Source organism: Stagnihabitans sp., assembly GCF_964946895.1.
On the sequence record NZ_CBBQHX010000029.1, the window covers coordinates 1 to 26,750 of the forward strand.

The 26,750-nt window shown below is 63.2% G+C and carries 23 protein-coding genes; 13 read left to right on the forward strand and 10 right to left on the reverse strand.

The annotated features are described in order from the left end of the window. Together hemH and AC1Y2B_RS16650 are read right to left on the reverse strand one after the other, a co-directional pair. A partial coding sequence (gene hemH / locus AC1Y2B_RS16645; protein ID WP_482254237.1) for a ferrochelatase occupies positions 1–611 on the reverse strand: 611 nt, incomplete at its 3' end. Between the two features lie 49 nt (positions 612–660). Further along, positions 661–1,473: a methyltransferase domain-containing protein gene (locus AC1Y2B_RS16650; RefSeq protein WP_482254238.1), complete on the reverse strand. Its 813-nt coding sequence runs from the start codon at positions 1,471–1,473 to the stop codon at positions 661–663. Between the two features lie 23 nt (positions 1,474–1,496). On the opposite strand from AC1Y2B_RS16650, the gene AC1Y2B_RS16655 reads away from it, so the two are divergent. Genes AC1Y2B_RS16655 through AC1Y2B_RS16670 form a run of 4 tightly spaced genes read left to right on the forward strand, consistent with a single transcriptional unit; the run spans position 1,497 to position 3,782 of the window. Further along, positions 1,497–2,216 (forward strand): ComF family protein, encoded by a 720-nt coding sequence (locus AC1Y2B_RS16655; protein WP_482254239.1) that lies wholly within the window; start codon positions 1,497–1,499, stop codon positions 2,214–2,216. Positions 2,217–2,252: 36 nt separating this feature from the next. Next, on the forward strand, positions 2,253–2,507 hold the full coding sequence (gene grxC, locus AC1Y2B_RS16660) for a glutaredoxin 3 (protein ID WP_482254240.1): 255 nt from the start codon (positions 2,253–2,255) through the stop codon (positions 2,505–2,507). Positions 2,508–2,511: 4 nt separating this feature from the next. Beyond that, a complete protein-coding gene (locus AC1Y2B_RS16665; protein WP_482254289.1) occupies positions 2,512–3,342 on the forward strand; it encodes a carbon-nitrogen hydrolase family protein in 831 nt (276 codons plus the stop codon). Further along, positions 3,339–3,782, forward strand: coding sequence for a MarR family winged helix-turn-helix transcriptional regulator (locus AC1Y2B_RS16670; RefSeq protein WP_482254241.1), 444 nt, complete (start codon positions 3,339–3,341; stop codon positions 3,780–3,782). The genes AC1Y2B_RS16665 and AC1Y2B_RS16670 overlap by 4 nt, the downstream gene beginning before the upstream one ends. A 3-nt stretch (positions 3,783–3,785) precedes the next feature. Here the strand turns inward: AC1Y2B_RS16670 and AC1Y2B_RS16675 are convergent, their stop codons facing one another. Continuing rightward, positions 3,786–4,823, reverse strand: coding sequence for a polysaccharide biosynthesis/export family protein (locus AC1Y2B_RS16675; RefSeq protein ID WP_482254242.1), 1,038 nt, complete (start codon positions 4,821–4,823; stop codon positions 3,786–3,788). On the opposite strand from AC1Y2B_RS16675, the gene AC1Y2B_RS16680 reads away from it, so the two are divergent. From AC1Y2B_RS16680 to AC1Y2B_RS16710, 7 genes are all read left to right on the forward strand, one after another. Beyond that, entirely contained in the window at positions 4,815–5,897 is a 1,083-nt protein-coding gene (locus tag AC1Y2B_RS16680) for an NAD-dependent epimerase/dehydratase family protein (protein ID WP_482254243.1), read from the forward strand. The two genes, AC1Y2B_RS16675 and AC1Y2B_RS16680, sit on opposite strands and share 9 nt — an antisense overlap. Beyond that, positions 5,894–6,508, forward strand: a complete 615-nt coding sequence (locus tag AC1Y2B_RS16685) for a sugar transferase (RefSeq protein WP_482254244.1) — start codon at positions 5,894–5,896, stop codon at positions 6,506–6,508. The genes AC1Y2B_RS16680 and AC1Y2B_RS16685 overlap by 4 nt, the downstream gene beginning before the upstream one ends. A gap of 157 nt (positions 6,509–6,665) precedes the next feature. Then, positions 6,666–8,594 carry a polysaccharide biosynthesis protein gene (locus tag AC1Y2B_RS16690; RefSeq protein WP_482254290.1) on the forward strand — a complete coding sequence of 643 codons (1,929 nt, stop codon included), beginning with the start codon at positions 6,666–6,668 and terminating at the stop codon, positions 8,592–8,594. 114 nt (positions 8,595–8,708) lie between these two features. Next, on the forward strand, positions 8,709–10,868 hold the full coding sequence (locus tag AC1Y2B_RS16695; protein WP_482254245.1) for a YjbH domain-containing protein: 2,160 nt from the start codon (positions 8,709–8,711) through the stop codon (positions 10,866–10,868). Continuing rightward, entirely contained in the window at positions 10,865–11,545 is a 681-nt protein-coding gene (locus AC1Y2B_RS16700; protein ID WP_482254246.1) for a YjbF family lipoprotein, read from the forward strand. The genes AC1Y2B_RS16695 and AC1Y2B_RS16700 overlap by 4 nt, the downstream gene beginning before the upstream one ends. Positions 11,546–11,620: 75 nt before the next feature. Then, entirely contained in the window at positions 11,621–11,854 is a 234-nt protein-coding gene (locus tag AC1Y2B_RS16705; RefSeq protein WP_482254247.1) for a hypothetical protein, read from the forward strand. Between the two features lie 90 nt (positions 11,855–11,944). Then, positions 11,945–12,793: a YihY/virulence factor BrkB family protein gene (locus tag AC1Y2B_RS16710; RefSeq protein WP_482254248.1), complete on the forward strand. Its 849-nt coding sequence runs from the start codon at positions 11,945–11,947 to the stop codon at positions 12,791–12,793. On the opposite strand, the gene AC1Y2B_RS16715 is transcribed toward AC1Y2B_RS16710, so the two are convergent. Both AC1Y2B_RS16715 and AC1Y2B_RS16720 read right to left on the reverse strand, forming a co-directional pair. After that, positions 12,787–16,584: a translocation/assembly module TamB domain-containing protein gene (locus AC1Y2B_RS16715; RefSeq protein ID WP_482254249.1), complete on the reverse strand. Its 3,798-nt coding sequence runs from the start codon at positions 16,582–16,584 to the stop codon at positions 12,787–12,789. The genes AC1Y2B_RS16710 and AC1Y2B_RS16715 overlap by 7 nt on opposite strands. After that, complete coding sequence (locus AC1Y2B_RS16720; protein WP_482254250.1) at positions 16,584–18,389, reverse strand: autotransporter assembly complex protein TamA; 1,806 nt, start codon at positions 18,387–18,389, stop codon at positions 16,584–16,586. The genes AC1Y2B_RS16715 and AC1Y2B_RS16720 overlap by 1 nt, the downstream gene beginning before the upstream one ends. 154 nt (positions 18,390–18,543) lie before the next feature. On the opposite strand from AC1Y2B_RS16720, the gene mgrA reads away from it, so the two are divergent. Continuing rightward, positions 18,544–19,572, forward strand: a complete 1,029-nt coding sequence (gene mgrA, locus AC1Y2B_RS16725; protein WP_482254251.1) for an L-glyceraldehyde 3-phosphate reductase — start codon at positions 18,544–18,546, stop codon at positions 19,570–19,572. A 134-nt stretch (positions 19,573–19,706) separates the two neighbouring features. Here the strand turns inward: mgrA and ubiG are convergent, their stop codons facing one another. Next, positions 19,707–20,462 carry a bifunctional 2-polyprenyl-6-hydroxyphenol methylase/3-demethylubiquinol 3-O-methyltransferase UbiG gene (gene ubiG / locus AC1Y2B_RS16730; RefSeq protein WP_482254252.1) on the reverse strand — a complete coding sequence of 252 codons (756 nt, stop codon included), beginning with the start codon at positions 20,460–20,462 and terminating at the stop codon, positions 19,707–19,709. A gap of 48 nt (positions 20,463–20,510) precedes the next feature. On the opposite strand from ubiG, the gene pip reads away from it, so the two are divergent. Then, positions 20,511–21,488, forward strand: a complete 978-nt coding sequence (gene pip / locus AC1Y2B_RS16735) for a prolyl aminopeptidase (RefSeq protein WP_482254253.1) — start codon at positions 20,511–20,513, stop codon at positions 21,486–21,488. On the opposite strand, the gene AC1Y2B_RS16740 is transcribed toward pip, so the two are convergent. The 4 genes from AC1Y2B_RS16740 to AC1Y2B_RS16755 are packed head-to-tail and all read right to left on the reverse strand — an operon-like array spanning position 21,485 to position 26,749. Further along, complete coding sequence (locus tag AC1Y2B_RS16740; protein ID WP_482254254.1) at positions 21,485–23,071, reverse strand: amidohydrolase; 1,587 nt, start codon at positions 23,069–23,071, stop codon at positions 21,485–21,487. The genes pip and AC1Y2B_RS16740 overlap by 4 nt on opposite strands. 3 nt (positions 23,072–23,074) lie before the next feature. Next, positions 23,075–25,141 carry an oxidoreductase gene (locus tag AC1Y2B_RS16745; protein ID WP_482254255.1) on the reverse strand — a complete coding sequence of 689 codons (2,067 nt, stop codon included), beginning with the start codon at positions 25,139–25,141 and terminating at the stop codon, positions 23,075–23,077. 3 nt (positions 25,142–25,144) lie between these two features. After that, positions 25,145–26,074, reverse strand: coding sequence for a LysR family transcriptional regulator (locus AC1Y2B_RS16750; RefSeq protein ID WP_482254256.1), 930 nt, complete (start codon positions 26,072–26,074; stop codon positions 25,145–25,147). Further along, positions 26,075–26,749, reverse strand: coding sequence for a DUF1028 domain-containing protein (locus AC1Y2B_RS16755; protein WP_482254257.1), 675 nt, complete (start codon positions 26,747–26,749; stop codon positions 26,075–26,077). It abuts the gene before it with no gap. Position 26,750: the final 1 nt, after the last annotated feature.

Below are 26,750 nucleotides of genomic sequence, written 5' to 3' on the forward strand. Positions count from 1 at the left end.
GTCACCGAATGGGCCAAAGCCTTGATATACATCGGATGTTCAAAGTATTCCGCCACCGTCCGGGCCGCGGGCTGGCGCTTTTCCGTCGCCAGCGCCCGAAAGAAAGCATCGTTCGCCGTGGCAGAGGTGGCGCCCGCGTAATGCGGATACAGCGGGAAGAACAGGATCTTCTCGCACCCCGCCTCTACCATCGCCCGCACCTTGGACGCGGTGGACGGGTTGCCATAGCGCATGCAGAAATCGACAACGACCTTGTCGCCATACAACGTCTCAAGGCTGTCGCGGATCGCGGCGGTCTGCTGCTTGGTGATCGTCAACAGCGGGCTTTCGTTCAGTTCCTCGTTCCAGATCGACTTGTAGTTCGCCCCGGATTTAGAGGGTCGAAAGGTCAGGATGATGCCCTGCAAGATCGGCTGCCATTTCCAGTCTGGCAAATCGACGACGCGCTTGTCCGACAGGAACTCGTTCAGATAGCGCCGCATCGACCAATAGTCATAGCCATCCGGCGTGCCCAGATTGGCCAGCAGGACACCGACCTTTGCAGGCTTCACGGCAGGATGGTTGGCCGGAGCATGGGCCAAGCGGCCAGATCCTGAGGTCACGTCAAACATAAATGGCTCCTTGGGTGTTGCGCCTCAGATAGCGGCAAAAGCGCCCGCGTCAAAGCCCCGGATCGCGCGGCAGCTTCAGTTCCGCTGCACCAAGCGCATCCGACAGGCGTGTTGCTGCAGAACCGGGCCGAAGTGGTTTCGGCTGGCTCTCGTGCGGGGCCCAACCGGTCAGCACGATCATCTCGAAGGTCGCCGGAATCAGGCCATCAGGGCCACCGTAGGTCTGCTGATACAATTCCGCCGCACGGGTAAACACCGCCCGCCGTGTCGGCTTGCGCAGCCGTTGCGCCAGGGCATTGCCCTCCCCCATGGCGCGCAGGTCGCGCATCAGATGAAACGCATCGCGATACCGCACCTGCGTCGAGAAACTGTCCGCCACCGGCAGCGCAAACCCCGCCCGTTGCAGCAACCCGCCCAGGTCGCGAATCTCTGCCATCGGCAGCACCCTTGGTGACAGCCCGCCGGTCACTTCGGCCTCCGCCTGCGCCAGACAGGCCCGCAACTCCTGCAGCGTTTGGCCGCCGAACATCAGCCCCATGAACCATCCGTCCGGTTTCAGCGCCCGACGGCACTGTACAAGCTGGCCAACCGGGTCATTTGCCCAATGAAGCGTCAGGGCGTTGATCACAAGATCGTGACCCTGCGCCTCTGCCAGCAGCACCTCGTCGTCCTCGATCACCGGCATATCCGGCCACAATTGCGGAAAACCTGTCACTACCAAGGGCGCTGTAAAGGTTCTGTTAACCTCGCTGAGGCGATCCTGCACCTCGGCCACGGCCATCTCCTGCAGAAACAGGGCGGTGGCGCGGGCGCGGTTGCGCTGAAGGCGGCTGCGGTCGGTCAGAAGGGGCGGTGTCTGCATGGCGCGGACCTAAGGAGAGACGGATGGGATTGCAAGCCTTGCTGCACCTGATCTACCCGCCACAATGCCTGACCTGCGGGGCGCGGGTGACCAGCGATTTCGGCCTGTGCGGTGACTGCTGGAAACAGACCCCCTTCATCCATGGTCTCGTCTGCCAGCACTGCGGCGTCTCCCTGCCGGGGGAGGATGACGCAACAGCCCTTTGTGATGATTGTCTGACCCTTGCCCGGCCCTGGTCGGCGGGAAGGGCGGCAATGCTGTACAAGGACAATGGCCGCAAACTGGTCCTTGCCTTGAAGCACGGTGACAGGCTGGACCTTGCCCGCCCGGCTGCCGAGTGGATGGTCAAGGCCGCCACTCCGATGCTGGTGCCCGGCATGCTGGTGGCCCCGATCCCGCTGCATTGGCTGCGCCTGGTCAAGCGGCGCTACAATCAGGCAGCGCTTTTGTCGTCGCGCATTGCCAAGCTGACCAAGCTGGAACACTGCCCCGACCTTCTGCAACGCCGCCGCTCCACCGGATCGCAGGATGGGCTGACCCGGGATGGCCGCTTTGCAAACATGTCATCCGCGCTGACCCTGCATCCACGCCACGCCAAGCGGGTCGAGGGACGACATGTCCTTTTGGTGGATGACGTGATGACCTCTGGCGCCACTCTGGCGGCGGGGGCCGAGGCCTGCGTTGCCGCTGGCGCAATCGGGGTTTCCGTTCTGGTCATGGCGCGCGTTGCGAAGGATGCTTAAGTCAGTATAGTCGCCACAGGCCCAAGGATTACGCTCATGAAACCCGTTGAAATCTATACCACCCAAACCTGCCCCTACTGCGTCGCAGCCAAGCGGTTGCTGACCAAGAAAGGCGTGGCCTTCACCGAGATTGACGTCGGCCGCGACCCTGCTTTGCGCGATATGATGGTCAAGCGCGCCAATGGCAGCCGGACCGTGCCGCAAATCTTTATCGGCGGCCAGCATGTTGGCGGCTGTGATGACATCCACGCGTTGGATCATGCCGGGGCGCTTGACCCGCTGCTGGCTTGACCCCATGCGCGCGGCCCTCGTCCAACTGAACGTCAGCGATGATCTGGCGCACAATCTTGCGTCCACTCTGGCCTTCGTTCGCCAGGCGCAGGCCGAGGGCGCGGGCTTCGTTCTGACGCCGGAATGCACCAACGGCCTGTGGTCCAACCGCGCCGTGCAGAAATCGCTGCTGCGGCATGAGGCGCTGGATGAAACCCTCGCCGCCCTGCAGAACGAGGCGGCCCGGTTGGGCATTTGGCTGCTGATCGGCTCGCTTGCCCTGTTGACGCATGACGACGATGGCCGTTTTGCCAACCGGTCCTTCCTGATCAACCCGCAGGGCCAGATCGCGGCCAGCTACGACAAGATCCACATGTTCGACGTGAATGTGTCTGAAGCCGAGGTTTATCGCGAATCCGCTGGGTTCCGTCCCGGCACCAAGGCTGTCGTTGCCGAAACGCCCTTCGCCAAGATCGGCATGAGCGTCTGCTATGACGTCCGCTTCCCGCAGCTTTATCGCCGCCTTGCCAAAGGTGGCGCGCAGATCCTGACCGTTCCCGCCGCCTTCAACCACATCACCGGCGCCGCGCATTGGGAAACCCTGCTGCGCGCCCGCGCGATTGAAAATGGTTGCTTCGTGCTTGCCCCTGCCCAAACGGGCTTCCACACCGAAACCAACGGTAAGGGCCGCCGCACCCACGGCCACAGCTTTGCCATTGCCCCCTGGGGCGAGGTTCTGGCTGACGGTGGCAGCGAACCGGGCGTCACGCTCGTCGACCTCGACCTGTCGCGCGTCGACGCTGCCCGCGCCCGCGTGCCTTCGTTGACCCACGATCGGGACTTCGAAGGACCATGAGCGAACGAAACGAAGACCTTGCCGTCTCGCTGTTCGGCGAGTTGCTGATTGCCGACCAGTTGGCGCGCAACCGCATCTCCAAGGTCTTGCCCAAAGGGATGGAATTGTCGCACTTCTCTGTCCTCAACCACCTGGCCCGCCTGCAGGAGGAGCGCACCCCCGCCCAGTTGGCCAAGGCCTTTCACCTGACCCGGGGGGCGATGACCAACACGCTGTCCAAGCTGGAATGGGCCGGGCATATCCACATCCGCCCCGATTGGGACGACGCGCGCCAGAAGTTCGTCGCCATCAGCCCGGCAGGTCGCGCCGCGCGGGATGCAGCCGTGCAATCCGTGGCACCGCTGATCGCTGACATCGTGAAAGCCATCGGTGCGGACCGGGTCCGTGCCGTGCTTCCGGTCCTGCGCGAACTCCGCATCCGGCTGGAGGATGCAGAGTAACGCTCAGTTGGTGGAGTTGTAGACCGTCCGGCCAGTGCTGATGAAGCCACTCACGAAGCTTAGGATGGTCCGTGTGTTGACCAGCGGGCTTTGCGTGACAAGGATCAGGTCGCGGTCTTCAATCTTGAATTCACCGGCGCTGAACAGACCGTCAGCAGAGGTCAGGTTGAACGAAAAGATCATCCGCTGCTTCGGCGGACCCTTCTGGGTATCGCTGCGCACGGCCGAGGCCGGATAGTTGCGCAGGATCAGAATGCCCTTGGGGTCTGCCGTGCCGCCCGCCAGACCGCCGATCTGTGACATGGCCTCAAGCGCTGTGATGTCATCGCGGGTGAAATTGATGACGGCTTGTTTCCCGGCCTCGCCCAAGGACATGAAATAGCGGTCATCCGGTGTGATGAAAACCTTGTCCCCGCCGCGCAATGTGGTGTCGAGTTCCGGATGCTGCAGCAGGGTATCCGCCGAAATCCGGTAAAGCCTGCCGTTGCGCTGCAGATTGACCTGCGGATTTGACATGGCGCCCGGCACGCCACCGGTCTGCGCCAGCACGCTGGTCACCGTTGTGCTTTGGTCCGCCAGCGACACGTTTCCGGGAGCCGACACGCCCGCCACCACAACGACAGAATTCTGCGTGCCCGAGGCATAGTTCAATTGAACCTGTGCCGAGGGGATGATCGACAGAAGTTTGCTCTGGATCGCCTTGCGCGCCTCGTCGGGCGTCATCTTGGCGACGTAGACTTCATCGACATAGGGCAGAAACACGGTGCCGGCGCTGGACACACGCAGGTCGGGCAGCTGGATCACCTTCTGCGCCGGCGAGCTGAGCAACGATGTGTCGTCGTTGTCCCAAACCGCCAGGCTCAGCTTGTCGCCGGGCTGGATCAGCGGATCAGCAGACGTGCGTTGGTGCGGGATCCAGCCAAGGTCCTGTCGCGGGTGGCTGTTGGGCCATTCTGCGACCACCTCTGGCGTATCGCGTGTCACCATCTCGACCGCGAAATTCGCGTCAGGTTTGTTTACCCCGGCAACCACTTGCGCCACATCAGCGGCTCCTTGCGGCGGAGAACACGAAGCCAAGGGCGTAATCAACGACATCAGAACAAGAACTGGACCAGCGGACCGAATAAAGACAGACATGCGGGACTCCTGCATCCGGCCCGCAAGGGCTGGATTCTGCTAACAGTCAGTACATACTCGCGCGTCTTGGCGGGTCAACCGGATTGGGCTAGGCTCCTTCAATGCCTTGTGGATAAACCTGTGATTAACCCTGAAATGAGCCACTGCAGTGTCATCGTGACCGGGTCTGGGGGCCGCGTCGGTCGCGCCCTGCGGGCCGTTTGGGGGGGCAAAGTGGCCGGCTGCCCTATTTTATGGCTGGCACGAAAGCCTGCTGAAGGCATTGATATTGCATGGGATATTGGCAAGGACGGCGTTCCTGCGCTGCCATCGGGGGCGATCTTTGTGCATTTGGCAGGCCAAACCCGAGGCGATGTGGCCGCACTGGCGGAAAACCGCCGCTCTGCCGCTCTTTTGTGCGCCGCAGCGCAGCAAGTTGCGGCGCGACATATCTTCTTCATGTCTTCCGCTGCAGTGTACCGACCGGATTCGGCTCTTTTGGAGGAAATCCGAACGCCCGATCCGATCAACGACTATGGCCATGCAAAGCTGGCCGCTGAACAGGTGATGAGCGCCCAAATCCCGGCTTCCACCTTGACCATCCTGCGGTTGGCAAATCTGGCGGGGGCAGACAGCTTGCTGTCTGGTGCCGCACGCGGGCCCGTGGCGCTGGATCCGATCGACGGTCAGCCCGGCGGGCCGGTGCGATCCTGCATCGGCCCCCGCGCACTCGCCGCCGCGCTGGAGCGCTTGATTGCGATGGCTGCGGCGGGTAACGCCTTGCCCGGCGTGATCAACCTTGCCCAGGAACCGGCGCTGCAGATGGCCGATTTGCTTACAGCGTTCGGCGCGTCCTGGCAGTTTGGCCCGCCCCGCGCGGCTGCGGTGGCCAAGGTGGCGCTCTCGGTAGCCAGGCTGAACGCCATCATCTCCCTGCCAAAGGCAACCGCCGAAGGAATAGTTTCAGATCTCAATAGCTTGAAGGGAAGCTGGCCGTGACCCTGTCGAAACGCCTGTTCGACATCGTGGTGGCGCTTGGGGTGGCGGCACTTCTTGCCGTGCCCTTCACGCTCGTCGTTCTGTGGCTCTGGCTGCGCGAGGGGCGCCCCGTATTCTACGTTTCGGAACGCATGCGGGCACCGGATCGTCCGTTCCTGCTGTGGAAGCTGCGGACCATGACCGTCGTGGCACCTGAACAGGGCGTCTCGGGCGGTGACAAGCGCTCGCGCATCACGGCCACCGGCGCTTTCCTGCGCCGCACCCGACTGGACGAAGTGCCGCAACTCTGGAACGTCCTGAAGGGGGACATGAGTTTTGTCGGCCCGCGCCCGCCCTTGCGTCTTTATGTCGAGCGGTACCCCGAAATCTACGCTCAGGTGCTGCGCAGCAGGCCGGGCATAACCGGGTTGGCAACTTTGACTTTTCATCGCCATGAAGAACGTTTGTTGGCGGCCTGTCACACACCGGAAGAGACGGATGCGGTCTATTCCCGGCGCTGTGTACCCCGAAAGGCGCGGATCGACCTGATTTACCAGCGCCGGCGGACGCTGCTTTCCGACCTAGGTCTGATGGCATTGACCGTCAAACGTGCTATAAATAAATCCAATTGAACAAAAATCGATCCGAGGTTTATTGCGTTTGACTTGAATGGGCCGCTTCGCAGCCGTACCCTGACCATTGTGACAAACCGGATGCAAAAGCCCTGAACCACTTGTTTGGCAATGACTTGTCAATGAATAGAAGGTCTATTTCGGACTCATGACATCACTGCGCATCCGCCTTTTTGCTCTGGTTGACCGGCTGAACCGCGTCCACAAACGATTCGTGTTTCTGCTGATTGATGTTGCCATTGCACCCCTTGCGCTTCTGGCATCGGTGATGTTGCTCAGTTCTTCCTTCTTGCCATTCGTCATGCTGCGCCAGATGGCAGCCGCCTTTGCCGTGATCCCGCTGATCGCGGCTTTGTTTTCCTTGATGCTGGGCATTCCCAATATCCGGTTGAAGGCCTACGAATCCCTCGCCGTGTTGCGGACGGCCTGCTTTTCCGCCCTGCTGGTCGCAGCGCTCTGGGCCATGTGCCGCGCCTTTGACCTGAACTTTCCGGCGGTCGGCATCAGCCTGTTCGGCCTTTTGTTCTTCCTCGGCTCGGTGGGCATCCGCCTTGCCATGCTCAACCTTTACCTTCTCGTTTTGCGCTGGGGGCACCGCCGCTGGCGTGTGCTGATCTATGGCGCCGGAACGACAGGAACCCAGTTGGCGGCGGCGCTGAAATCGCATGAATCAATCATGGTCGTTGCCTTCATTGACGACGACGTCGGGTTGCAATCCATGACCGTGGCGGGGCTGCGCGTCATGTCGCCAGAGAAGATCGAACAGATCGTGCGCGACAAGGAAATTGACCGTGTTCTGCTGGCGATGCCCTCCGTCTCGGCACCAAAGCAGAACCAGATTGCCCGGCGGCTGCAGGATCTCGGCGTTGATGTTCTGGCCCTGCCCTCTTTCGCCCAACTCGTCGGGGCTGAGGCTTTGGTCAAGAATCTTGCCCCGGTCTCTGCCAACAAATTCCTTGGCCGCGAGATGGTTGAACAAGAGGTGACGGATGGGGTCGCCGCCTATTCCGGCCGCGCCATCCTTGTCACGGGGGCAGGCGGCTCGATCGGGTCAGAGCTTTGCCGCCAGCTGCTGACCTTCACACCCCGCAAACTCGTCCTGTTCGAGGTGAGCGAGCTTGCCCTCTACGAAATTGACCGGGAGCTGCGCGCCCGGCCTGACATCGGCAAGACTGAAATTATTGCCGTTCTTGGGTCGGTGACCGATTCGCGTGCGACACGCTCGGCCATGGCTGACCACGGGATCGAAGTGGTCGTGCATGCCGCCGCCTACAAGCACGTCCCGCTGGTCGAGGCCAATCCGGTCGCCGGCATGGTCAACAACGTCTTGGGCACGCGCACCCTTGCCGATGCTGCCGAAGAGGCCGGGGTGCAACGCTTCATCCTGATTTCGACCGACAAGGCCGTGCGCCCCACCAACATGATGGGCGCCTCCAAACGTCTGGCCGAGATGGTGGTCCAGGATCTGGCCAAACGCTCCAGCAAGACGATGTTTTCCATGGTGCGGTTCGGCAATGTGCTGGGATCGTCCGGTTCTGTCGTTCCGCTGTTCAAGGATCAGATCCGGCGCGGCGGTCCGGTCACCCTGACCCATGAAGATGTGACCCGCTATTTCATGACCATCTCTGAGGCGGCGCATCTTGTCTTGCTGGCCGGAAGTTTCTCCTGCTCGGGCCCTGACACCGGCGGGGATGTCTTTGTGCTCGACATGGGAAAGCCCATGCGCATCCGCGACCTGGCCGAGCAGATGATCCAGGCCTCGGGCTACACGGTGCGCGATGAAACCCGACCCGATGGCGATATCGAGATCCAGATGATCGGCCTGCGCCCCGGCGAGAAGATGCATGAAGAGCTGTTGATCGGCGCCGGCCTCCTTACCACGCCGCATGCCAAGATCCTGCGGGCGCATGAAGGCAGCCTGTCTGAACTGGATATGGCAAAGGCGCTGCAAGCGCTGCGCAACGCCATGGCGACCGGAGATGCGCAAGCCGCCCGCGCCGTCGCCGCTGCCTATGTCGAGGGTTTTGGTGCAGCCGTCGGCCAGACCGCTCCTGGATTCGCGACGGAAACCGCCCTGAAAGGCTGACGTGAGGGCGGAGCGTTGCTGCGCCGCCGCAGATCGCTAACGATAGGATATTTCGGGTTGTGCCATCTTTGGGCGGCATCCTAAGATGGCATCTCAATCGAAAGGCTGGCTCCTGTGAAAAAATCTCTCCGGTTGATCATCTCGCGGGCCTTGGTTGGATTTGCAGTCCTCGCCTTGGCGCTTCCGACCCAGGCTGAAATGCGGACGACCGTGAACTTGTCAGGTCAGGCGGGTCTGATCGACATGCCCTCGGGAGAGCAATTGCCGGATGGCTATCTGGCCTTGGATCATTCCCATTTCGGGCCGATCCTGCGCAACTCGTTGCGCTTCCAGTTGACGCCGCGGTTTTCGGGCACCTTCCGCTATACCGGGATCCACAGTTGGGATGCCAAGGTCTGCACCGGTCCCGGCCCGCATCCGCTGTGTGATGGGTTCAACACCTATTACGACCGCAACTTCGACCTCAGCTATCAGATCCTGACCGAAGGCGTCTATCTGCCCGCCGTGTCGATCGGTTTGCAGGACTTCATCGGAACCGGCCTCTCTGCGGCGGAATACATCGCCGCCACCAAGAATTTCGGCCCGCGCCTGAAGGTCACCGCCGGGATCGGCTTTGGTCGTCTGGGCAGCTATGGCGCCATTGGTCAACCCTTCGGCAAGCGCCCGAAGATCGACATCGGCAAGGGCGGGAATTTCAACTTCAAGCAATGGTTCCGCGGCGACGCTGCACCGTTCGGCGGTGTCGAATACCAGATCAACGACAAGCTGACCTTCAAGGCCGAGTATTCGTCAGACGCCTATACCGAAGAAACCAAGCGCCGCGGCACCTTCGTGCGCAACAGCCCGCTGAACTTCGGGCTGGAGTATCAGCCAAATCCCACCCTGCGGCTGGGCGCCTACTATATGTACGGCAGTGAACTTGGTCTCAACATGACCATCTTCATCAACCCTGATCAGCGCCCCGGCGCCGGGATTGGTGGCCGCGGGCCAGAGCCGGTTCTGGTTCGCCCGTCGCGAAGCTCCAACCCGGCGGACTGGACCACCGACTGGACCTCGCTGGACGGCATCAAGGATGTTCTGCTCAACAACCTGACCAGCAACCTTGAAGGCACCGGCATCGTGGTCGAATCGCTCGGTGTAACCGGGACCAAGGCGCAGGTGCGCTTCCGCAGCAAGACCTACGATGCCGCCGCGCAAGCCGTTGGCCGGGTGGCGCGCGCCATGACGCAGTCTTTGCCGAACTCGGTGGAGTTGTTCGAGATCGTTCCGGTTGATCACGGTATTGCCGGCTCCAAGGTTGTGATCCGCCGCACCGACATGGAGAACCTTGAGTTCGCGCAAGACGCCGGCCACGCCCTGCGCATCCGCTCCGATATTGTGGAGGCCGGTCAGCCCCTGCCGGGAACCGAGCGGAATCCGACGCTGTATCCGCATTTCGACTGGTCCATCCTGCCGTTCAGCCGCACCGTCATGTTCAACCCGGCCAATCCGTTGCAAGTGGGTGTGGGTCTTCGGTTCGCGGCGCAATACGAACTTGCGCCCGGGCTGATCCTGTCAGGTTCAGTGACGCAGGTTCTGTTCAGCGACATCAAGGACCGCAAATGCACCAATTGCGTGATGCACCATGTCCGCAGTGATGCGACCGCGTATGACACCAAGGCTAACCCTGACCTCGAAACCCTGACCGCCGCCTGGTACACCCGCATCGCACCCAACGTGTTCGGCCGTGTCACCGTTGGCTATCTGGAACAGATGTTTGGTGGCATTTCGACGGAAATCCTGTGGCGTCCGGTGGCGCAGCGCTGGGCTTTGGGGGCCGAGGCCAACTATGTCGCGCAGCGTGATACCAACGGCGGCCTTGGGTTCAGCCAATACAACTACAAGGTCGCGACCGGCCATGTGTCGGGCTATTATGATTTCGGCAACGGTTACCATGTGGAAATCGACATGGGCCGCTATCTGGCGGGTGACATTGGCGCCACGCTGGCCATCTCGCGCGAGTTTGCGAATGGCTGGCGGATCGGTGCCTTTGCCACCAAGACCAACGTCTCGGCCAAAACCTTTGGCGAGGGCTCGTTTGACAAGGGCATCACGCTGGAAATCCCGCTCAGCTGGCTGACGGGCAAGCCGACGCGCACGGTCAAACAGGTCATGATTCGCCCGATCGGACGCGACGGTGGCGCGCGGCTGGACGTGAACGATCGCCTGTATGACGTCTTGCGCAGCTATGATCAGACACGGCTTGATGCTCAGTGGGGGCGGGTGTGGAAATGAAACTGAACCTCCGCGCCCTGACTGGCCCTGCGCTGTGCCTTGCCCTGTTGTCCGCCTGCGGCAACGATCCACAGGCGACCGAGAACCGCGACAATGCTGCCGTGCTGAAGAACTATGCCGTGCATCTTCTGGCGTTTGGCCATCAGGCAGCGCCGCCGCCTGATCCTGCCACCATTCGCGCGGGTCTGGCCCAGGCCGGCCAGCCGGTCTACGGCGTCAAAATAGATAAAATGCGCTACACTAATTTCATGGCGCCTTACGGTTCCAACGGACCCATCCAGACTTGGGCCAGCAATACCTACGAATCTGTTTCCCTCAACGATGGCATTCTGGTCGCAACGCGCGGCTTCGGGGCTGACATCATGTCGGCCGTTGCACCAACACTGGGGCAGGTCAGCGCCGGAAGCGGTTTCTTCCACCGGGTCTACTACTATCTTGACGGCGCCGATCAGACACAACGCCTTGATTTCGATTGTGATTTTGCGCCCTCCGGTGCCGAGACGGTCACGGTCCTCGATCGCACCTACACGACGCGACGTGTTACGGAATCCTGTTCCAATCCAGACAGCAAATTCGACAATGTCTATTGGTTCGACGGCAGCGGAAAATTGAGGCAGTCTGTCCAATTCGTATCGGTTCAAGTGGCATCGATGCAGTTGCAGCGCGTTATAGACTAACGAAGATACTTTAGTCTTACCTCGCCGGTCGATTCGTGCTAACAAAGTATCAATGTCGTCTGTTTGGAGGTTTCCATGAACAAGATTCTTTCGTTGGCTGTTGCCATGGCTTTGGTCGCATCCGCCGGGTTTGCCGGTGGCGTGCAAGAAGCGACCCTGAAATATAACAAGACCGGCCCGAAGGTTACGCTTGTGAATCAGGCCCCGCCGATCCTGTGGCTTACCGTTGGTGGCGTGACCGCTGCGGTGGTCGCCGGTGTTCTGGGTGGTTCAGGTTCCAGCACGACCACGGGTCAAACCGGCAACTGATCCCTTTGATCTGACTTTCGTTTCTGGGACGGGCGCGCTAGAAGGGCGGGCCCGTTTACGCATTGGAAACACAATGGAGAGGTCAGGGGTTTGCGACGCTTACCGCTCCCTCCCAATCTGCTCGCGGCAGCCCTCAGGCTGTACCGGAGGGCAGAACAGGCAGAACTTGACCTGATTTCCGCAGGGGTGGCGTTTTTCGGATTTCTGGCCTTGTTTCCAGCCGCCGCCGCCGTGATTGCGATCTGGGGCACGGTCAATGATCCCTCCGTCATCCAGACTCAAGTCGATCTGCTGAAAGGCTTCCTTCCGCCCGAGGCGCTGACCTTGGTCCGGTCCCAGGTGCAGGCGTTGCTGTCGGTCAGAGGCCCGCAACTGGGCTGGGCCACGGCGCTGTCCACGCTGTTTGCGCTCTGGTCCGCCCGCGCCGGCGTTGCGGCTTTGATCCGGGGCTTGAACGCCATCCACCAGTTGCCCAACCGTTCTGGCGGGCACCATCAGTTGCGCGCGCTGTTGCTGACCTTGATGCTGATTGGCTTTGCGCTTGCGGCCATGCTGGTGACCGTGGTGGCCCCGCTGATCATCGGCCTTTTGCCGCTGCCCGGCGATGATGCCGTGCTGCTGCACCGGGCGAACCTGGCGCTGGGCGTCGTGCTGGTCGTGGTTTCGGTCGCCATCGCCTACCGCTATGGCCCCAACCACGGCAACCGTCTGCCGCCGCTGTTCAGCTGGGGCCTGCTGGTGGCCGTGGTGCTTTGGGCGCTGGCCGCACGCGGCTTCATGCTCTATCTGGCGAACTTCCCGTCCTACAACCGCATCTACGGCTCGATCGGGGCGGTGGTCGTGCTGCTGATCTGGCTCTATGTCAGCGCTTACACCATTCTTCTCGGCGCCGCCGTCGACGCCGAGCGTCAGCGCAGACGCCCCGACAAACCTCAGTAATCCCGTTTGAGGTAGATGCCGAAGCCGGTGTTTCCCGTCGAATCGACGTGGCCCTTCAAGGTGATATGCCGCGCCACATCGTAGTTCAGGCTGATCGAGCTTTTGCCCGCCTGATCCACCGTGACCTCGGAATAGGTCTTGTCGCCAAAGTATTTGCCCGCCGTGACCGAGGTGTTTCCGGTGCCATCCGATTGCACATCCAGATTGTCCAGCCCGGTTCTCCGCCGCAACGCGCCCAAAACGCCCTCTCCCCCCCGCCCCGCCAGGGTCGCCACGGCCGAGGCGAGTTGTGCCGCCTGAAACGGGCTGATGTTGGCCAGCCCCTGATTGAACAGCAAATGCGCCAGCACCTCTTCCTGCGGCAGATCGGGCGAAGAGACGAAGGTCACCGTCGGATTGGTGGCATCGCCATCGATCTGCACCGACGAGGTGATCCCATCGCTCTCGACCGAGGCCACCACATGCACATAGGGCACCAAAGCCCCCTGCAACTGCACCTGCGCCTCGGACAGAACCAGCCGGCGGCCCAGAATGTCCAGCCGCCCACGGATCAGGTTGAACGCGCCCGAGGGCACGATATTGGACGTGGTGCCGCGCAACACAAGGTTGCCGCCCAGTTCGGCATCCAGCCCGCGCCCCCGCACAAAGACCTGATTGGGCGCCGAAATCGTGACATCCAGCGCATATCCGGCGCCAGAGGCATGGGATGCCGTCCCAGACCCAAGCCCGGCCCTGACCCGTGTGGCATTGACCGCAGAGGCCTCGTTGCGGTGCTTCAGCCCTGGCAGCCCGCCATCCGCGCCCATCCCGGTGGAGGGGATCTGCAACTCTGTCGCCCCCAAGGCGATGCTGCCCGCAACCGTCGCTCCGCCCAGCGCCGGTCCCCGGAATGACAAAGCGCCGTTGGCTGTTGTGGTGTAAAGCTGCGGGTCTTTCAGGACCGCCTGCTGGACTTGAATGGCCAGATCCGCCGCGTAGGGGGCGGCCAGCCCGACACTGCCCTGCACGCCAATCTTTCCGCCGGACGATACAGCGCTGGTCATGTCGATCTGGGCCCTGCCGCCGCCCAGTTTGGCCGTTCCCGCAAGGTTGATCAGCCCAAAGTTCAATGACGGATCTGCCAGCCGCCCACCGCTGATCGACACCGGACCGCTGACCGAACTCAGCGCCAGCGGCCCATTCAGCCGCAAGTCAAACCGCAGCGCCCCGTCGATCGAGCGGGGGGCAATGAATCCATTGGCCAGCGCTGCCATGGCCGTGCCGGTCACACTCAGATCGGCGCGCGCATAGTCAGGCGTGACAGTGCCGCTCACCTTGGCATCAATCTGCCCCGGCCCCTTGGCCGCAAGGTCCAGCCTTGTGCCATCCGCGCGTTGCACCGCCGTGCCGCTTACCGTCACAGGTCCGGGAAATTGCGGAAACAGCAGCCCAAGATTGGCCAACTTGGCCGACAGCGTCAAAGTCCGGTCAGTTCCGGCCACCGTCCCGCTGACATTGGCCGACACCTGCGGGTTGCCAATCGTCGCGCGGTCAATCCTTACGCCATCCGCCGTCAAGGCCAACTGCGCTGAGACCTTCGAGCTGCCGCGCAGCACCGCATCCACCTGCGCCTGCCCCACGGCCAGATTGGTGCCGCTGACATCCAGGGTCACGGTGCCGGCTTCCATCTTGCCGGTGAAGCTGGCCTTGCCGTCAATCCCACCCTTGAACCCCCCGCCCAGCGCCGACAGGTCCGGCAAGGACAGCACCGCCGTCAGCGCGCTATGGTCAGCCGAGGCGGTCCCCTGCACCCCGACCGAGCCCTGAGCCGACGTGATCTGCGCCTTCTGCACGCTGGCAATGCCATTGGCAAAGGTTGCCTCCAGCGCCAGATCGCTGGTTCCGGCCAGCAGCCCATCGGCCTGCGGCTGACCCAGCGCAAGGTTCAGCCCCTGGGCCTTGGCGCTGATCTGGCCAGAGGCCAGCGAGCCCTGAAAACTGCCGGATGCCGTCAGGCTGCCACGATACCCCGCCCCAAGGGCTGAAAGGTCCGCAAAGCTCAATGAACCGGACAGATTGGCCCCACCCGGCACCAGACTGCCGGTCAGATCCGCCGAAAGGCTCGCCGCGCGGATGGAAAGTGCCCGCAGCACCGTGCCGGTCTCATCCCGCTTGGCGTCGAAGGTCACCACGCTGCCGCCCGCCAGCAGCGCATCGACCTGCGGCGTGCCAACACCCAAAGCGCTGCCCTGCAGGCTTCCCTTCAGATCGAAGGCGCCGCTCAACGGGGTTGCCGTCCCCTCCGCATCAATCCGCACCGCGCCGTGCAGCGGTTTGCGCACCAGTTCAGACAGCCGCGACAGGTCATCATAATGCCCGGTCACCCGTCCCTGCAATGCGGCCATGGTCCCGATGGTCCCTTGCAGTTGCAGCGCATAGCCGGGGGCCGTCACCGCCAGATTGGACACTTGCAGCGCCGCGCTGCCCCGGGGCCAACTGAAATCTGCCGACCCTGTCACCGTCGATCCCAAGGCCTGCGCCAGCCCCGGCTGAACCGCCGCGAGCGACAGCGCCGAAAACCGCGCCGTCCCGTCGAACAGGTGATCCTGCAACTGCCCCTCGGCCGTCACCTTCAGAAGCCCCGCCGCCAGACTGCCGCTGTCAAACTGGCTGACCGTGGTGGCAAAGCGCCACAGCGGACTGCTGGCCTTGTCATAGCTCAGCGTCACATCGGCATTCTGCAGCGTGATCGGCGTGGCCGACGGAACCGGCAGCGTCACCCGGCCCGAGGCCAGGGCCAAGGTTCCGCTGAACGCCAGCTTCTGCGGCTGTCCATCTGCCGCCAAAGCCATGCTCCCCGACAGGTTCAGCGCCTGTGACTGCACCGACAAGGCATCCAGCGTCAGCGCGCCATCAACCGTCCGCTGGCCCTTGACCTGCAGCGCCACGTTCGGCCCGAAAAAGCTGGCATATTGCGGCAGGAAGACCGGGGTCGGGTCGCCGGCCAGATCGGCGGCAAAGCTGCGGTTGCCCGCGGCATCCGCCGTCTGGGTGATCTTGCCCGCCAGCCGGGTCTGGCCATCGGTCGCCAGATCCACCGTCGCCGCAAAATCTGTCAGCGGACCGGTGCCGTCGATCTTCAGGCTGGTTGCCGGCGCGCCCGGAACATGCAGCAGGCTGGCCGCGATGCCCCCGGCATCCTCGGCCGCGTCAAGCGAGATGCCCAGCACCTGCGTCGCGTTCGAAAAGCTGACCGTCAGCGCTACATGACCCTTCGGCCCATCCCCCGTGCGCAACAGCGTCAAATGCGCCGCACCCTCGCCCCCTGCCAGTGACAGATCAGCCGCCAGACTGCCCTCCACCGCCTGACCCAGCACGCTTGGCCCCAGCACCAGCTTGTGCGCCGCAATCCCGTTGATGGCGATCGACACCGGCAGATCCGGCAGGGCCAAAGATCGCGCCACCGGAGAGGGCAGGGCCGAGGCCTGATCCGTCACCGGCATCCGCTCCAGATCAATCTCGCCCGCCGACAGGTCGGTGACGGAAATCTGGCCGGACAGCAAAGCCGATTGGCTCCAATCCAGCGTCACATCCTTCAGGGTCAGCCAGACGCCCTGATCATCGGCAATTGTCAGCTGCGTCAGACTGGCCTGCGAGGACAAGGCCCCCTGAAACCCATCAATCGTGACCTTTCGCCCTGCACCCGACAGGTTCTCTTCCAGCCAATTGGTCAAGAATCCCTTGTCGGCGGCGGTATCGGCTGGCGCGCTGAGCGGCAGCAGGCACAGGGCAAGCGCAAGACCTATCCGCATCAGAATGCCTGCCCCAATCCCACGTAAACCTGAACCCCTTTGCCCGTGTCGCCATGCACCGGCAGCGCCACATCCAGCCGGATCGGTCCAAACCCGGTGGCATAGCGCAGACCCAGCCCCGCACCCGCCTGCCAACTGTTCCCCGACAGCCCACCTACCCCGACAGCTCCCGCGTCAACAAAGCCCACCACGCCGATAGTCTCGGTCACCTTGACCCGCGCTTCAAGCGAGGCGGCCACAAACCGCGTGCCGCCGATCTTCACCGGTGTGATGCCGTCCAGCACCGTCACCCCCAAAGACTGGTAAGGTTGCCCCCGCACCGTGCCACCGCCGCCGGAATAGAACAGATCCGTCCGCGGCGTCCCCAGGGCCGAGGCGCCAAAGACCGCCCCGCCCTGCAGCCTTGCGGCCAGCACCACCGCGTTCTGCGCACCCAATGGCTTGTAGGCCCGCCCGTCAAAGGCAATCCGCACCCCGTTGTCCGTCGAGCCGAAGCCGAAGAACGGCTTGGCATTCAGGTCGATGTAGAAATTCCGTGTGGCATCGGTCTTGCTGTCACGCCGGTCCCAGGTTGCGCCCAAAGGCAGATCCAGACTGCGATAGGTGAAATCGCCCGCCGTATCGTTGCCCTTGGCGAAATTGTAGCTCAGCGCCGCATGGGCGGTCAGCGTGTCGCTGAAATAATGCGTGAAGCCAAAGCCGGTGGCCAGCGTGTTGGCCTTGTAATCCGCCTCGTCCTTGTGGGCGATATTGGCGGACAGGTTCAGCGTGGTATCGGGCCCCGGCGTTGCGGGGCGGTCCAGCGTCACGCCCAGGGCATAGTCCATCCCGCTGCCGGCCGCGTCGATGTTGGTGATGCTGCCAATCACCTCCAGCCGCTCTCCACCGCCCAGAAGGTTGCGATGCAGCCAGCTGCCGTTCAGGGCCAGCCCGTCATTGGTCGCCACCTCCGCGCCAAAGGTGTAGCGGTGCGGCTTGGCCTCGACCAGATCGGCGGTCAGGCCCAACAGATCGGGCGGCGTGATCAGGTCGTCTTCCGTCAGCGAAACCGAAGAGAACACCCCGCTGCGCCGCAACCGCTCGGCCACCCGTGCCTCTTCGGCCGGGTCGAACCGCTTGCCGCTGGGCAGGCCGGCGATCTTGCGCACCCGCGCCTCGCGGATCGTCTGCGCGCCATGGATCACCAAAGTACCAAACCGCAGCACCGGCCCCGGCGTCAGCGGCACCTGCGCCGACAGGGTCGAGGTCGCATGATCCGCCGTCAGATCCTGTGCGGCCACCTTGGCCTTGGCGTTGCCTTCGGCGCGCCAGCCGTCCAGCCCCGCCGCCACCGCGGCCTTGATCATTCCCGATCCCGCCGGTTTGCCCGCAGCAAAGCCCTGCGGCAAAGCCGTGTGCGGGCTCAGGGGTGCCACCACCGCCGTTGAGAACACAAACGCCGGCCCCGCATCCACCGTCACCGTGATATGACCGATGGCCTTGGGCGCATCCAGCGGCGCGATCGTCGCCGCCTCGCGCCCGTCGATCAGCACATGGATCACCGGCCCATAATGCCCCGCCGCATACAGCGCCGACAAAAGTCGCCCGTATTCCGCCCGCGCATCGGCAAACAGGTCAACCACCGACTTGTCCTTGGCCGCCCCGACCAGCCCTGAAGCCGCCCGAACCTCGTTGGTCAGCGCCTTGTCGGCCCCGGTGACCTTGAATTCCACGGCATCGAACGCCTGACCCGGCAACGCCAGCGCTGCGCCTAGCGCAAGGGACGCAGCACCCACCCAAAGCTTGTGGCTGACCGAACCGACCATACTGACACGCGACCCTTCTGGACCCGAACCCCGACTATCGCAGCCAAGGCTGCAAAGGGCAATGCAACAGGTCGCTGTTTGGTTCCCTTGGCAGAATTGCGCTGGAATTTCACGCTCCGCTGGAGGACAAAGCAGCAGCGAACAGGAGGCCGCCATGACCTATATTCCCGCCGAAACCCGCTATGACCGCATGATCTATAACCGACTGGGCCGCTCTGGGCTGAAGCTGCCCGCCATCTCGTTGGGCCTGTGGCACAACTTTGGCCACGACACGCCGCATCAGACCAAACAGGCCATCCTGCGCACCGCCTTTGACCTTGGCATCACCCATTTCGACCTTGCCAACAACTACGGCCCGCCGCCCGGTTCCGCCGAGGAAGCCTTTGGCGATATCATGCGCAATGATTTCAAAGGCCTGCGCGATGAACTGATCATCTCGTCCAAGGCGGGCTACCTGATGTGGCAGGGTCCTTATGGGGAATGGGGCAGCCGCAAGAACCTGATCGCCTCGTGCGATCAAAGCCTCAAGCGCACGGGTCTTGAGTATTTCGACATCTTCTATTCGCACCGCTTCGACCCTGACACCCCTTTGGAAGAAACCATGGGCGCGCTGGATCACATCGTCCGCTCGGGCCGGGCTCTTTATGTGGGGGTTTCCAGCTACAACAGCCAGCGCACGCGTGAGGCTGCGGCCATCCTGGAAGGCCTTGGCACGCCCTTCGTCATCCACCAGCCCAGTTACAACATCCTCAGCCGTTGGGTCGAGACGGACGGCCTGAAAGAGACGCTCAAGGACCTCGGTCTTGGCTCCATCGCGTTTGTGCCCTTGGCGCAAGGCATGCTGACCAACAAATACCTCAAGGGCATCCCGCAGGGCAGCCGCGCCACACAAGGCAAAAGCCTTGACCCGGTGGTGTTGTCTGACCATGCGATTGCCAGCCTGAACAAGCTGAACGACCTCGCCGCTGCACGCGGTCAAACGCTGGCACAGATGTCGCTGGCTTGGGTGTTGCGCGATGGCGGGATCACCTCGGCCCTGATCGGCGCGTCCAAGCCCGAACAGGTCACCGATTGCGTCGGCGCCCTGAACAACCTGACCTTTACCGCTGCCGAACTGGCCGAGATCGACCGCATCAGCCTGGAGCGTGACATCAACCTCTGGGCCAAATCCTCCTCCGATTAAGCCCGGCGCACTGATTCGCGTATCGTGGTTAACAACCTTCCGTCTCTGCGCGCGTAGAGACGGAAGGAAGACAGGAAGAAGACAGGTTCAAGACCGCCAAAATCCGGGTTTCCCATCGGATTAACGCTGCGTTCTCAAGGCCTTGTGCCATCCTTGCGGCTGGCCGTCACATAGTTCACCGACAGGTCCCGCGCCGAAAGACTCCAGCGCCAAGACACCGGGTTGAACACCATTCCCTTGCGATCCAGCGGCGTCAGGCCTGCGCGGGTGAGCAAATCCTGCAACTCGTCGGGCGTGATGAACTTCGCCCAGTCATGTGTGCCCTTCGGCAGCCAGCGCATCACCCACTCCGCCCCGATGATCGCCATCAGATAGCTTTTCGGATTCCGGTTCAGGGTCGAACACAGCATGATTCCGCCCGGTTTCAGCAGATTCTGACAGGCCGTCAGGTAGCCGAGCGGATCGCTGACATGCTCCACCACCTCCATATTCAGCACCACATCGAACTGCTCGCCCTTGGCCGCAAGGTCTTCGGCCGTGGTAAAGCGATAGTCGATGTTCAGCCCGGATTGCTCGGCATGCACTTGCGCCACCGGTATGTTGCGGGGGGCGGCATCCGCACCCACAACATCTGCCCCCAGCCGCGCCATCGGTTCTGACAGCAACCCGCCACCACAGCCGATGTCTAGGATGCGCAACCCGGCAAAAGGCCTCGGCTGCGACAGGTCGCGGCCATATTCGGCAGCAATCTGCGTGGTCAGATACTCCAGCCGGCACGGGTTCATCAGATGCAGCGGTCGGAATTTCCCATTCGGGTTCCACCACTCGGCTGCCATCGCCTCGAACTTTGCAACTTCGCCGGGGTCAATGGTGGTTTGCATGTCATTCATCCTTCAAAAGCCGTGTAACAGGCCGCTGCAATCGCTATATAGGCCGGGATGGATCATAGATCAGGCCCAAAACGCGCAACAGACTACCTTTACCCGCCGGTCGAGCCTTTCGACCAGCGCGTGATGGATATGGGCGACGGCCACCGCATCTATGTGGAGCAGTGCGGCAACCCACAAGGGGTGCCCGTTCTGGTGCTGCACGGCGGCCCGGGTGGCGGCTGCAGCCCGGCAATGCGGCGGTATTTTGACCCGGCGCATTACCGTGTGGTGCTGTTTGATCAACGCGGCTGCGGCAGGTCGCGCCCGCACGCCAGTGTCGAGAACAACACGACATGGCATTTGGTCTCTGACATCGAGGTGATTCGCCAAGCGCTTGGGATTGAACGCTTTATCCTGTTTGGTGGCAGCTGGGGCGCTGCTTTGGCGCTGATCTATGCAATCACCCATCCCGATCGGGTCGCCCATCTGGTGCTGCGCGGCATCTTCCTGATGACGCGGGGAGAGTTGAACTGGTTCTACGGCGGTGGGGCAGGGGCGTTTTACCCCGACCTTTGGGCGCGTTTCGTCGCGCCGATCCCACCCGAGGAGCGCGTCGACATGATCGGCGCCTATCACCGCAGGCTCTTCTCGGGCGACCTGTCCGAAGAGATCCGGCTGGGCCGCGTCTGGTCAAACTGGGAGAATGCCCTGGCCTCGGTCGCCCCCGACGGCCCCTTGGGCGAGGGGCCCGCCGACTACGCCCGCGCCTTCGCCCGGCTGGAGAACCATTACTTCCAGAATGCTGGTTTCCTGGAGCATGACGGTTGGATTCTCAAGCAACGTCAAAGGATTGAGGGGATCGGGGCCACCCTTGTGCAAGGACGCTTCGACATGATCTGCCCGCCCGCCGCCGCGTGGCGACTGGCGCAAGGCTGGGCGAAATGCGAGCTGCGATTGATCTCGCTGGCCGGTCACGCCCTGTCCGAACCCGGAATTTCCGAGGCCTTGGTCTCGGTGATGAACGGCCTGCGCACGATCCGGTTCTAAGCGGTCCAGACCCGTTTGCCGGCGCTGAACACCTGCTCGACCCGGCAGGCATCGGCCGAGGCGGCCAACCCGGCAGGATCGCCAGACAGCAGCACCAGATCCGCCGCCATTCCCACCGCAATCCGCCCTTGCCGCCCCTCGGCGAAGCAGGCATGGGCGCCAGCGGTCGAATAGGCCTCCAGCGCCTCTGCCACCGTCAAGCGCTGGTCCGGCCCATTCTTGGCCCACGGCCTGCGGGACAAGGCGCAATGCAGCGCATGCAGCGGCGACAGGGGCGAGACCGGCCAATCCGTCCCAAAAGCCAACGGCACCCCAAGGTCCTTGATCGTCCGCCAGGGAAAGGTATCCGCCCAGCGGTCCGGCGACATGATCGAGATTGTCGGCTCCAGCGGCAGGCCAGCCAGACCCGGCGGGTGTACGGGCTGCATCGACGCGACCACGCCCAAAGCCTTGAGGCGGGGCAGGTCGCTGGGGTGGATCATGTCGATATGCTCGATCCGGTGGCGGCTGTCGCGCGTGCCATTCACGGTGCGGGCGGCTTCAAAGCCATCCAGCGTCGCCCGTACCGCACCGTCGCCCACGGCATGAACGGCAATTTGCAAGGTCCGGGCGTCGGCCGCAATGCAGATCGCGGCAAATTCCTCTGCCGAAAACAGGGGGTTGGCGCGGAAGCCGGGGCGGCCGGGATAGTCGTCGGTGCGAAACGCCGTCCAGGTATCGAAAACGCCGTCCATGAACATCTTGATGCGACCGAAGCTCAACCGGCCGATCGGGGCCGAGGCGGCGCGGTCGAAAAGCGCCTGCCGTCGTTCCGGATCTTGGCCCGGGATCAGGGTCATCGGCAGGCTGACGTAAAGGGGCAGGTCCTTCGCCATCTCTGTCAACAGGTCAGCCAGATACAGGTTGCCATCCATATTGACGACGGACGTGATGCCGTGGCGCAGGCAGTCTTCCATCGCGCGCTGCAGGGTGGCTTTGTCACGGGCGCGCTGGGCCGGGGTGACGGCATCGGGTTCCGCGGCGGTCAGGCCCAAAGTCTCGCGCCCGCCAGAGGGGGCGAGGCGGCGGACACAGTCCATCGCGGCGAATTCCCTAAGCTCGCCCGTGGCTTGGCCATTGGCCATCTCCACCCCTTCCACCTCGGATCCGTTAAGGATCCCGGCCCATTGCAGGGCCGCCGTGTTGGCCCAGGCGCAGTGGAAATCGGTTGCGGTGATGCAAAGCGGGCGATCGGGCAGCAGGGCGTCCAGCGCGTGGCGGTCAGGGCGGGGGCCGCCCAACAGGTCATAGTTGGCCGCATAGGCGCAGATCAGGTCCGCGTCCGGGGTCGCCTTGGCATGGGGCAGCAGTGCAGCACGCAGGGCTTCGGCGCTGTGGACGGCGGAAAGGTTCAACTGCTCCAGCGCCACGCCACCGGGGAAAAGGTGGGCATGGCTTTCGCAGAAGCCGGGCAGGGCCAGAAGCCCGGTATCAGCGTGGGTGGAAGGCAGCAGGCTGGTGATCACGCCATCCCCCAGCGTCAGGTCAAACAGCCCGTCCTGCCCATACAGACGCAGGCCTTGCAGCAGAACAGGCTCTGTCACGGTCTAATCCTCCAGCGCGGTGACTTCGCGGCGGAAGGGCAGGGCGTCGCCCCAGTCCGGCGCGTCTAGTTCCCTTGCATAGCGGTGCCCGGCGAAGGTGGACCACGCGATGGGGGCAGGGGCCGCCGCATCGCCAATGACCTTGACCGAGCGGATGCCAGCATCGGCCCAATCCGCCTCGCGCACCTTAAGGGCTTGATAAAGCTGGTCATCAGAGGTGCGAGAGGTCACCAGAACCACCGCATCGCAGCTGATCCGGCTGCGCGTGTCGGTATAGGTGCAGTTCGCCTCCACCCCGTCCGCATGGATCGCTGCCACGCCGGTGTTGAGCCGGATCGTCACCCCAAGCCCGGCCAGCCGGCGGTGGATGGCGCTTTGCTCCAGCGTGTTGGCGGTCCAGTCGGACACGAAGGCCGAAGGCGTGACCAGCGTCACCTCGCACCCGCTTTGCGCGCAAAGTTCGGCCAGAACACCGCCCATGTAGTAGTGGTCGTCGTCGAAGATCACCACGCGGCCCTTCGGCAACTTGCCCGTCATCAGGTCATCAGGCGTCAAGATCGGCATCGCGGTGTCCATCCGCATCGGCACGACGTGTTGCCGCGCCACGCCATCCCGACGCCAAGTTGACCCGGTGGCAACGCAAACATGCTGGAAGCCGAACTGCAAAACATCCTCGGCTGACAAATGAGAGCCTTGATAAAGCTGGACATTGGGTCGCTGCTTCACGTGAAACATCCGGTAATCGACAACCCGGCCCCAAGCCGACAGGCCGGGCAAGGTGCGCTCTCGTGTCACCCGCCCGCCAAACACCTCGCGTGCCTCGGCCACCGCAACGTCATAGCCCCGCAAGGCCGCCGCCCGGGCCGCTTCCAGCCCGGCGGGCCCCGAGCCTATGATGAGCACGCTGTCGCTTTCGCCCTTGGCGGCGATCTTTTCCGGGTGCCAGCCGCGCCGCCATTCCTCCATCCACGTCGGGTTCTGCGTGCAGCGGCCCATGCCCTGCGTCATGTCGCCGGTGATGCAGATGTTGCAGCCGATGCATTCGCGGATGTCCTCGACCCGGCCTTCGTCGATCTTCTTCGGAATGAACGGATCGGCAATCGAGGGCCGTGCGCAGCCAATGAAATCCAGCCGCCCCGACTTGATCATCCGCGCCATCACGTCGGGCGAGGTGAAGCGGCCAACCCCCACCACCGGCTTCGGCGACAGTTCGCGGATCCCCGTTACCCAGGCCTCTTGCGCCGCCTCTTCCTTGAAGCGCGACGGGCCAGAGCAGTCTTCCCACGTCCCCATCGCCAGGTCCCAAAGATCCGGCAGTTCCGCATTCATCGAGATGAAATCGCGCACCTCGGCGTTGGAAAACCCAAGCCGGCCGATGGTTTCATCCAGCGAAACCCGCATGGTCAGCGCCATCGTATCGCCAACCGCATCCCGCATGTCCGCCACCACCTCACGCGCAAAGCGCGAGCGGTTCTCCAGACTGCCGCCGTATTCGTCGGTGCGCTGGTTGGTCGCCCGCGACAGGAAATGCTGGAAAATCCCGAAGCCATGCGCGCCGTAAAGGCAGATCAGGTCAAACCCAGCCAACTTGCTGCGCTTGGCTGCGTTCACGAACCAGCGCCGCAGGTTCTTGATATCACTCTTGTCCATCGCCCGCGCTTGCACCGGATCATTGGTAAAGGTCCGGATCGGCAGGGCAGAAGGCGCCAGCGGCACCTCCTTGGTGTACATGTTCGGGCCGTTGATGCCGGAATAAGCCAGCTGAATCCCCGCCAAGGCGCCATGGGTCTTCATCGCATCGGCCATCTTGGCGATGGAGGGGATATCCTTATCCTCCCACAACCGCAGTTCGATGAACGGCGTGATCTCGGACGTGTGATGCATCTCGGTCTGTTCGGTGAAAATCACCCCCCAGCCGCCCTCGGCCTTGATGCCCCGCATCGCCGCCGCCGCCGAGGGGTCACGGTAGCCACCGCCATTGCAATGGGGCACCTGATAGAAACGGTTCTTTGCGGTCAGCGGCCCGATGGCAAGAGGTTGGAACAGGATGTCATAACGGGGGTCGCGCATCGGTTACACTCGCTGGGTCAGATCGGGCAGGATGGATTGCAGCGTTTCGGTCGCATGGTCGATGAAAGCCCGGATGGTCAGCGCGGCCCGGCTGCCATTGGCGCACAGCAGCCCCATCCGCATCGGCTGCACCGGGCCGCTCAGCGGCACGAAGGCCAGTTCCTTGCCGTCGGGCGCGCGGTTGGTCAGAGGGCGGAAGTTCAGGATCGAATAGCCAAACCCATTCGCCACCAAGGACTGCACCACGGCCATATCCCGGCTTCTCTCGCCGATGCGTGGTTTCACCAAGGCTTTGTCGTAGAACGACAGGAAATAATCCGCCGACAAGGGCAGGTCGAGCAGCACCAGCGGCCAATCTGCCAACTCGGTCACCTGCAGCGACGCGCGCTGGCTCAGCGGGTGATCCAGCGGCAGCATCACAAACGGTGGCAGACGGGTCAGTTCGATGAACTCCAGATCGGCGGGCAAGGCCAGATCATAGGTCAGCGCGACATCCAGCGTTGCATCACGCAGGCCCTCGATCAACCCGGCCTGATGGGTTTCGGTCTGATGAAACTCCACCTCTGGATAGCGGTCGATGAAGCTTCGGCGCAGCTGTGGCACAAGGATCTGCGCGAAGGTCAAAAGGCAGCCGATGTTCAGCCGCCCGCGCACGGTTCCGCGATACTGCGCCGCCAGTTCCATCAGGCGCCCCGCCGCCGAAAGGGCCGTCGCCGCCTCCCGGATGATTTCGCGCCCCGACTGGGTTGGTGACATGCCATGCGCATGCTTGCGCACAAACAAGGGCAGACCAAACTCTGCCTCCAGCTGTGCTATCGCGGTCGAGATCGACGGGGCCGAGACGTTCAGCCCCTCTGCCGCCAAAGTGATTGACCCCGCCTGGCCAACAGCCACGAGGTATTCCAGCTGCCGCAAGGTGAAGCGCAGCGCCACCTATTTCTCGCCCGGAACGCCGTAAGCCGGCGCTGCCCGAGGGTCCAGCGCCCGCGTCTGATACGCCGCCATCTGCGGCTTGTAGACCTGCCACGCGCGGGCGATATGGGCGATCGGGTCGCCTTCCTCCCAATCGCAGCGCAGTTCCGCCAAGGGCCAGGGGTGGACGTCCACAATCAGCAGTCCCGCCGAATGCACTGGCCCCGCCTCACCGCCCAAAGCCAGCGCCGCTTGCATCGCTGTCAGCAACCGGTCGCCCAGATGCCCTTCTGCCGTCTCGAAGGCGGCAACCATGGCAGATGGAATTTCCTTGTTGGCCAGAAGGTTGCCCCCCGCTGCCACGTTCTTCCCCTCGGCTGCGCCCCAGATGCCAAGCGCGTTTTCCCCCGACCAAGTCGCCGTCCGACCCTGCGCATCGACGCACAAAAGCTGGCGATACGCCGGGAATCTCTCGCGCTTCACGGCCTCAGCCACGGCTTGCGGTGCCGAATGACCGGCGGCCAACAGGTCCAGCATCACATCCCCCAAACCGGGATTGGTGATGTTCTGCGTCGCCGCCGCGCCGACCCCGGCCCGTGCATAGGCGCAGCGCGCGGCTACAGCCGGAGAGGAGGACGATATGGCCATGCCGAACTGGCCGGTTTCCGCACAGCGGGCGACAAGAGAGAAGGTCATC

Excerpts from the sequence above, each read along its gene's own strand:
- AC1Y2B_RS16745 (WP_482254255.1), bottom strand. The coding sequence starts at position 25,141 with ATGCGCGACCCCCGTTATGACATCCTGTTCCAACCTCTTGCCATCGGG.
- mgrA (WP_482254251.1), top strand. The coding sequence starts at position 18,544 with ATGACCTATATTCCCGCCGAAACCCGCTATGACCGCATGATCTATAAC.
- AC1Y2B_RS16665 (WP_482254289.1), top strand. The coding sequence starts at position 2,512 with ATGCGCGCGGCCCTCGTCCAACTGAACGTCAGCGATGATCTGGCGCAC.
- AC1Y2B_RS16705 (WP_482254247.1), top strand. The coding sequence starts at position 11,621 with ATGAACAAGATTCTTTCGTTGGCTGTTGCCATGGCTTTGGTCGCATCC.
- AC1Y2B_RS16720 (WP_482254250.1), bottom strand. The coding sequence starts at position 18,389 with ATGGTCGGTTCGGTCAGCCACAAGCTTTGGGTGGGTGCTGCGTCCCTT.
- AC1Y2B_RS16655 (WP_482254239.1), top strand. The coding sequence starts at position 1,497 with ATGGGATTGCAAGCCTTGCTGCACCTGATCTACCCGCCACAATGCCTG.
- pip (WP_482254253.1), top strand. The coding sequence starts at position 20,511 with ATGGATCATAGATCAGGCCCAAAACGCGCAACAGACTACCTTTACCCG.
- AC1Y2B_RS16650 (WP_482254238.1), bottom strand. The coding sequence starts at position 1,473 with ATGCAGACACCGCCCCTTCTGACCGACCGCAGCCGCCTTCAGCGCAAC.
- ubiG (WP_482254252.1), bottom strand. The coding sequence starts at position 20,462 with ATGAATGACATGCAAACCACCATTGACCCCGGCGAAGTTGCAAAGTTC.
- AC1Y2B_RS16700 (WP_482254246.1), top strand. The coding sequence starts at position 10,865 with ATGAAACTGAACCTCCGCGCCCTGACTGGCCCTGCGCTGTGCCTTGCC.
- AC1Y2B_RS16670 (WP_482254241.1), top strand. The coding sequence starts at position 3,339 with ATGAGCGAACGAAACGAAGACCTTGCCGTCTCGCTGTTCGGCGAGTTG.
- AC1Y2B_RS16755 (WP_482254257.1), bottom strand. The coding sequence starts at position 26,749 with ATGACCTTCTCTCTTGTCGCCCGCTGTGCGGAAACCGGCCAGTTCGGC.
- grxC (WP_482254240.1), top strand. The coding sequence starts at position 2,253 with ATGAAACCCGTTGAAATCTATACCACCCAAACCTGCCCCTACTGCGTC.
- AC1Y2B_RS16715 (WP_482254249.1), bottom strand. The coding sequence starts at position 16,584 with ATGCGGATAGGTCTTGCGCTTGCCCTGTGCCTGCTGCCGCTCAGCGCG.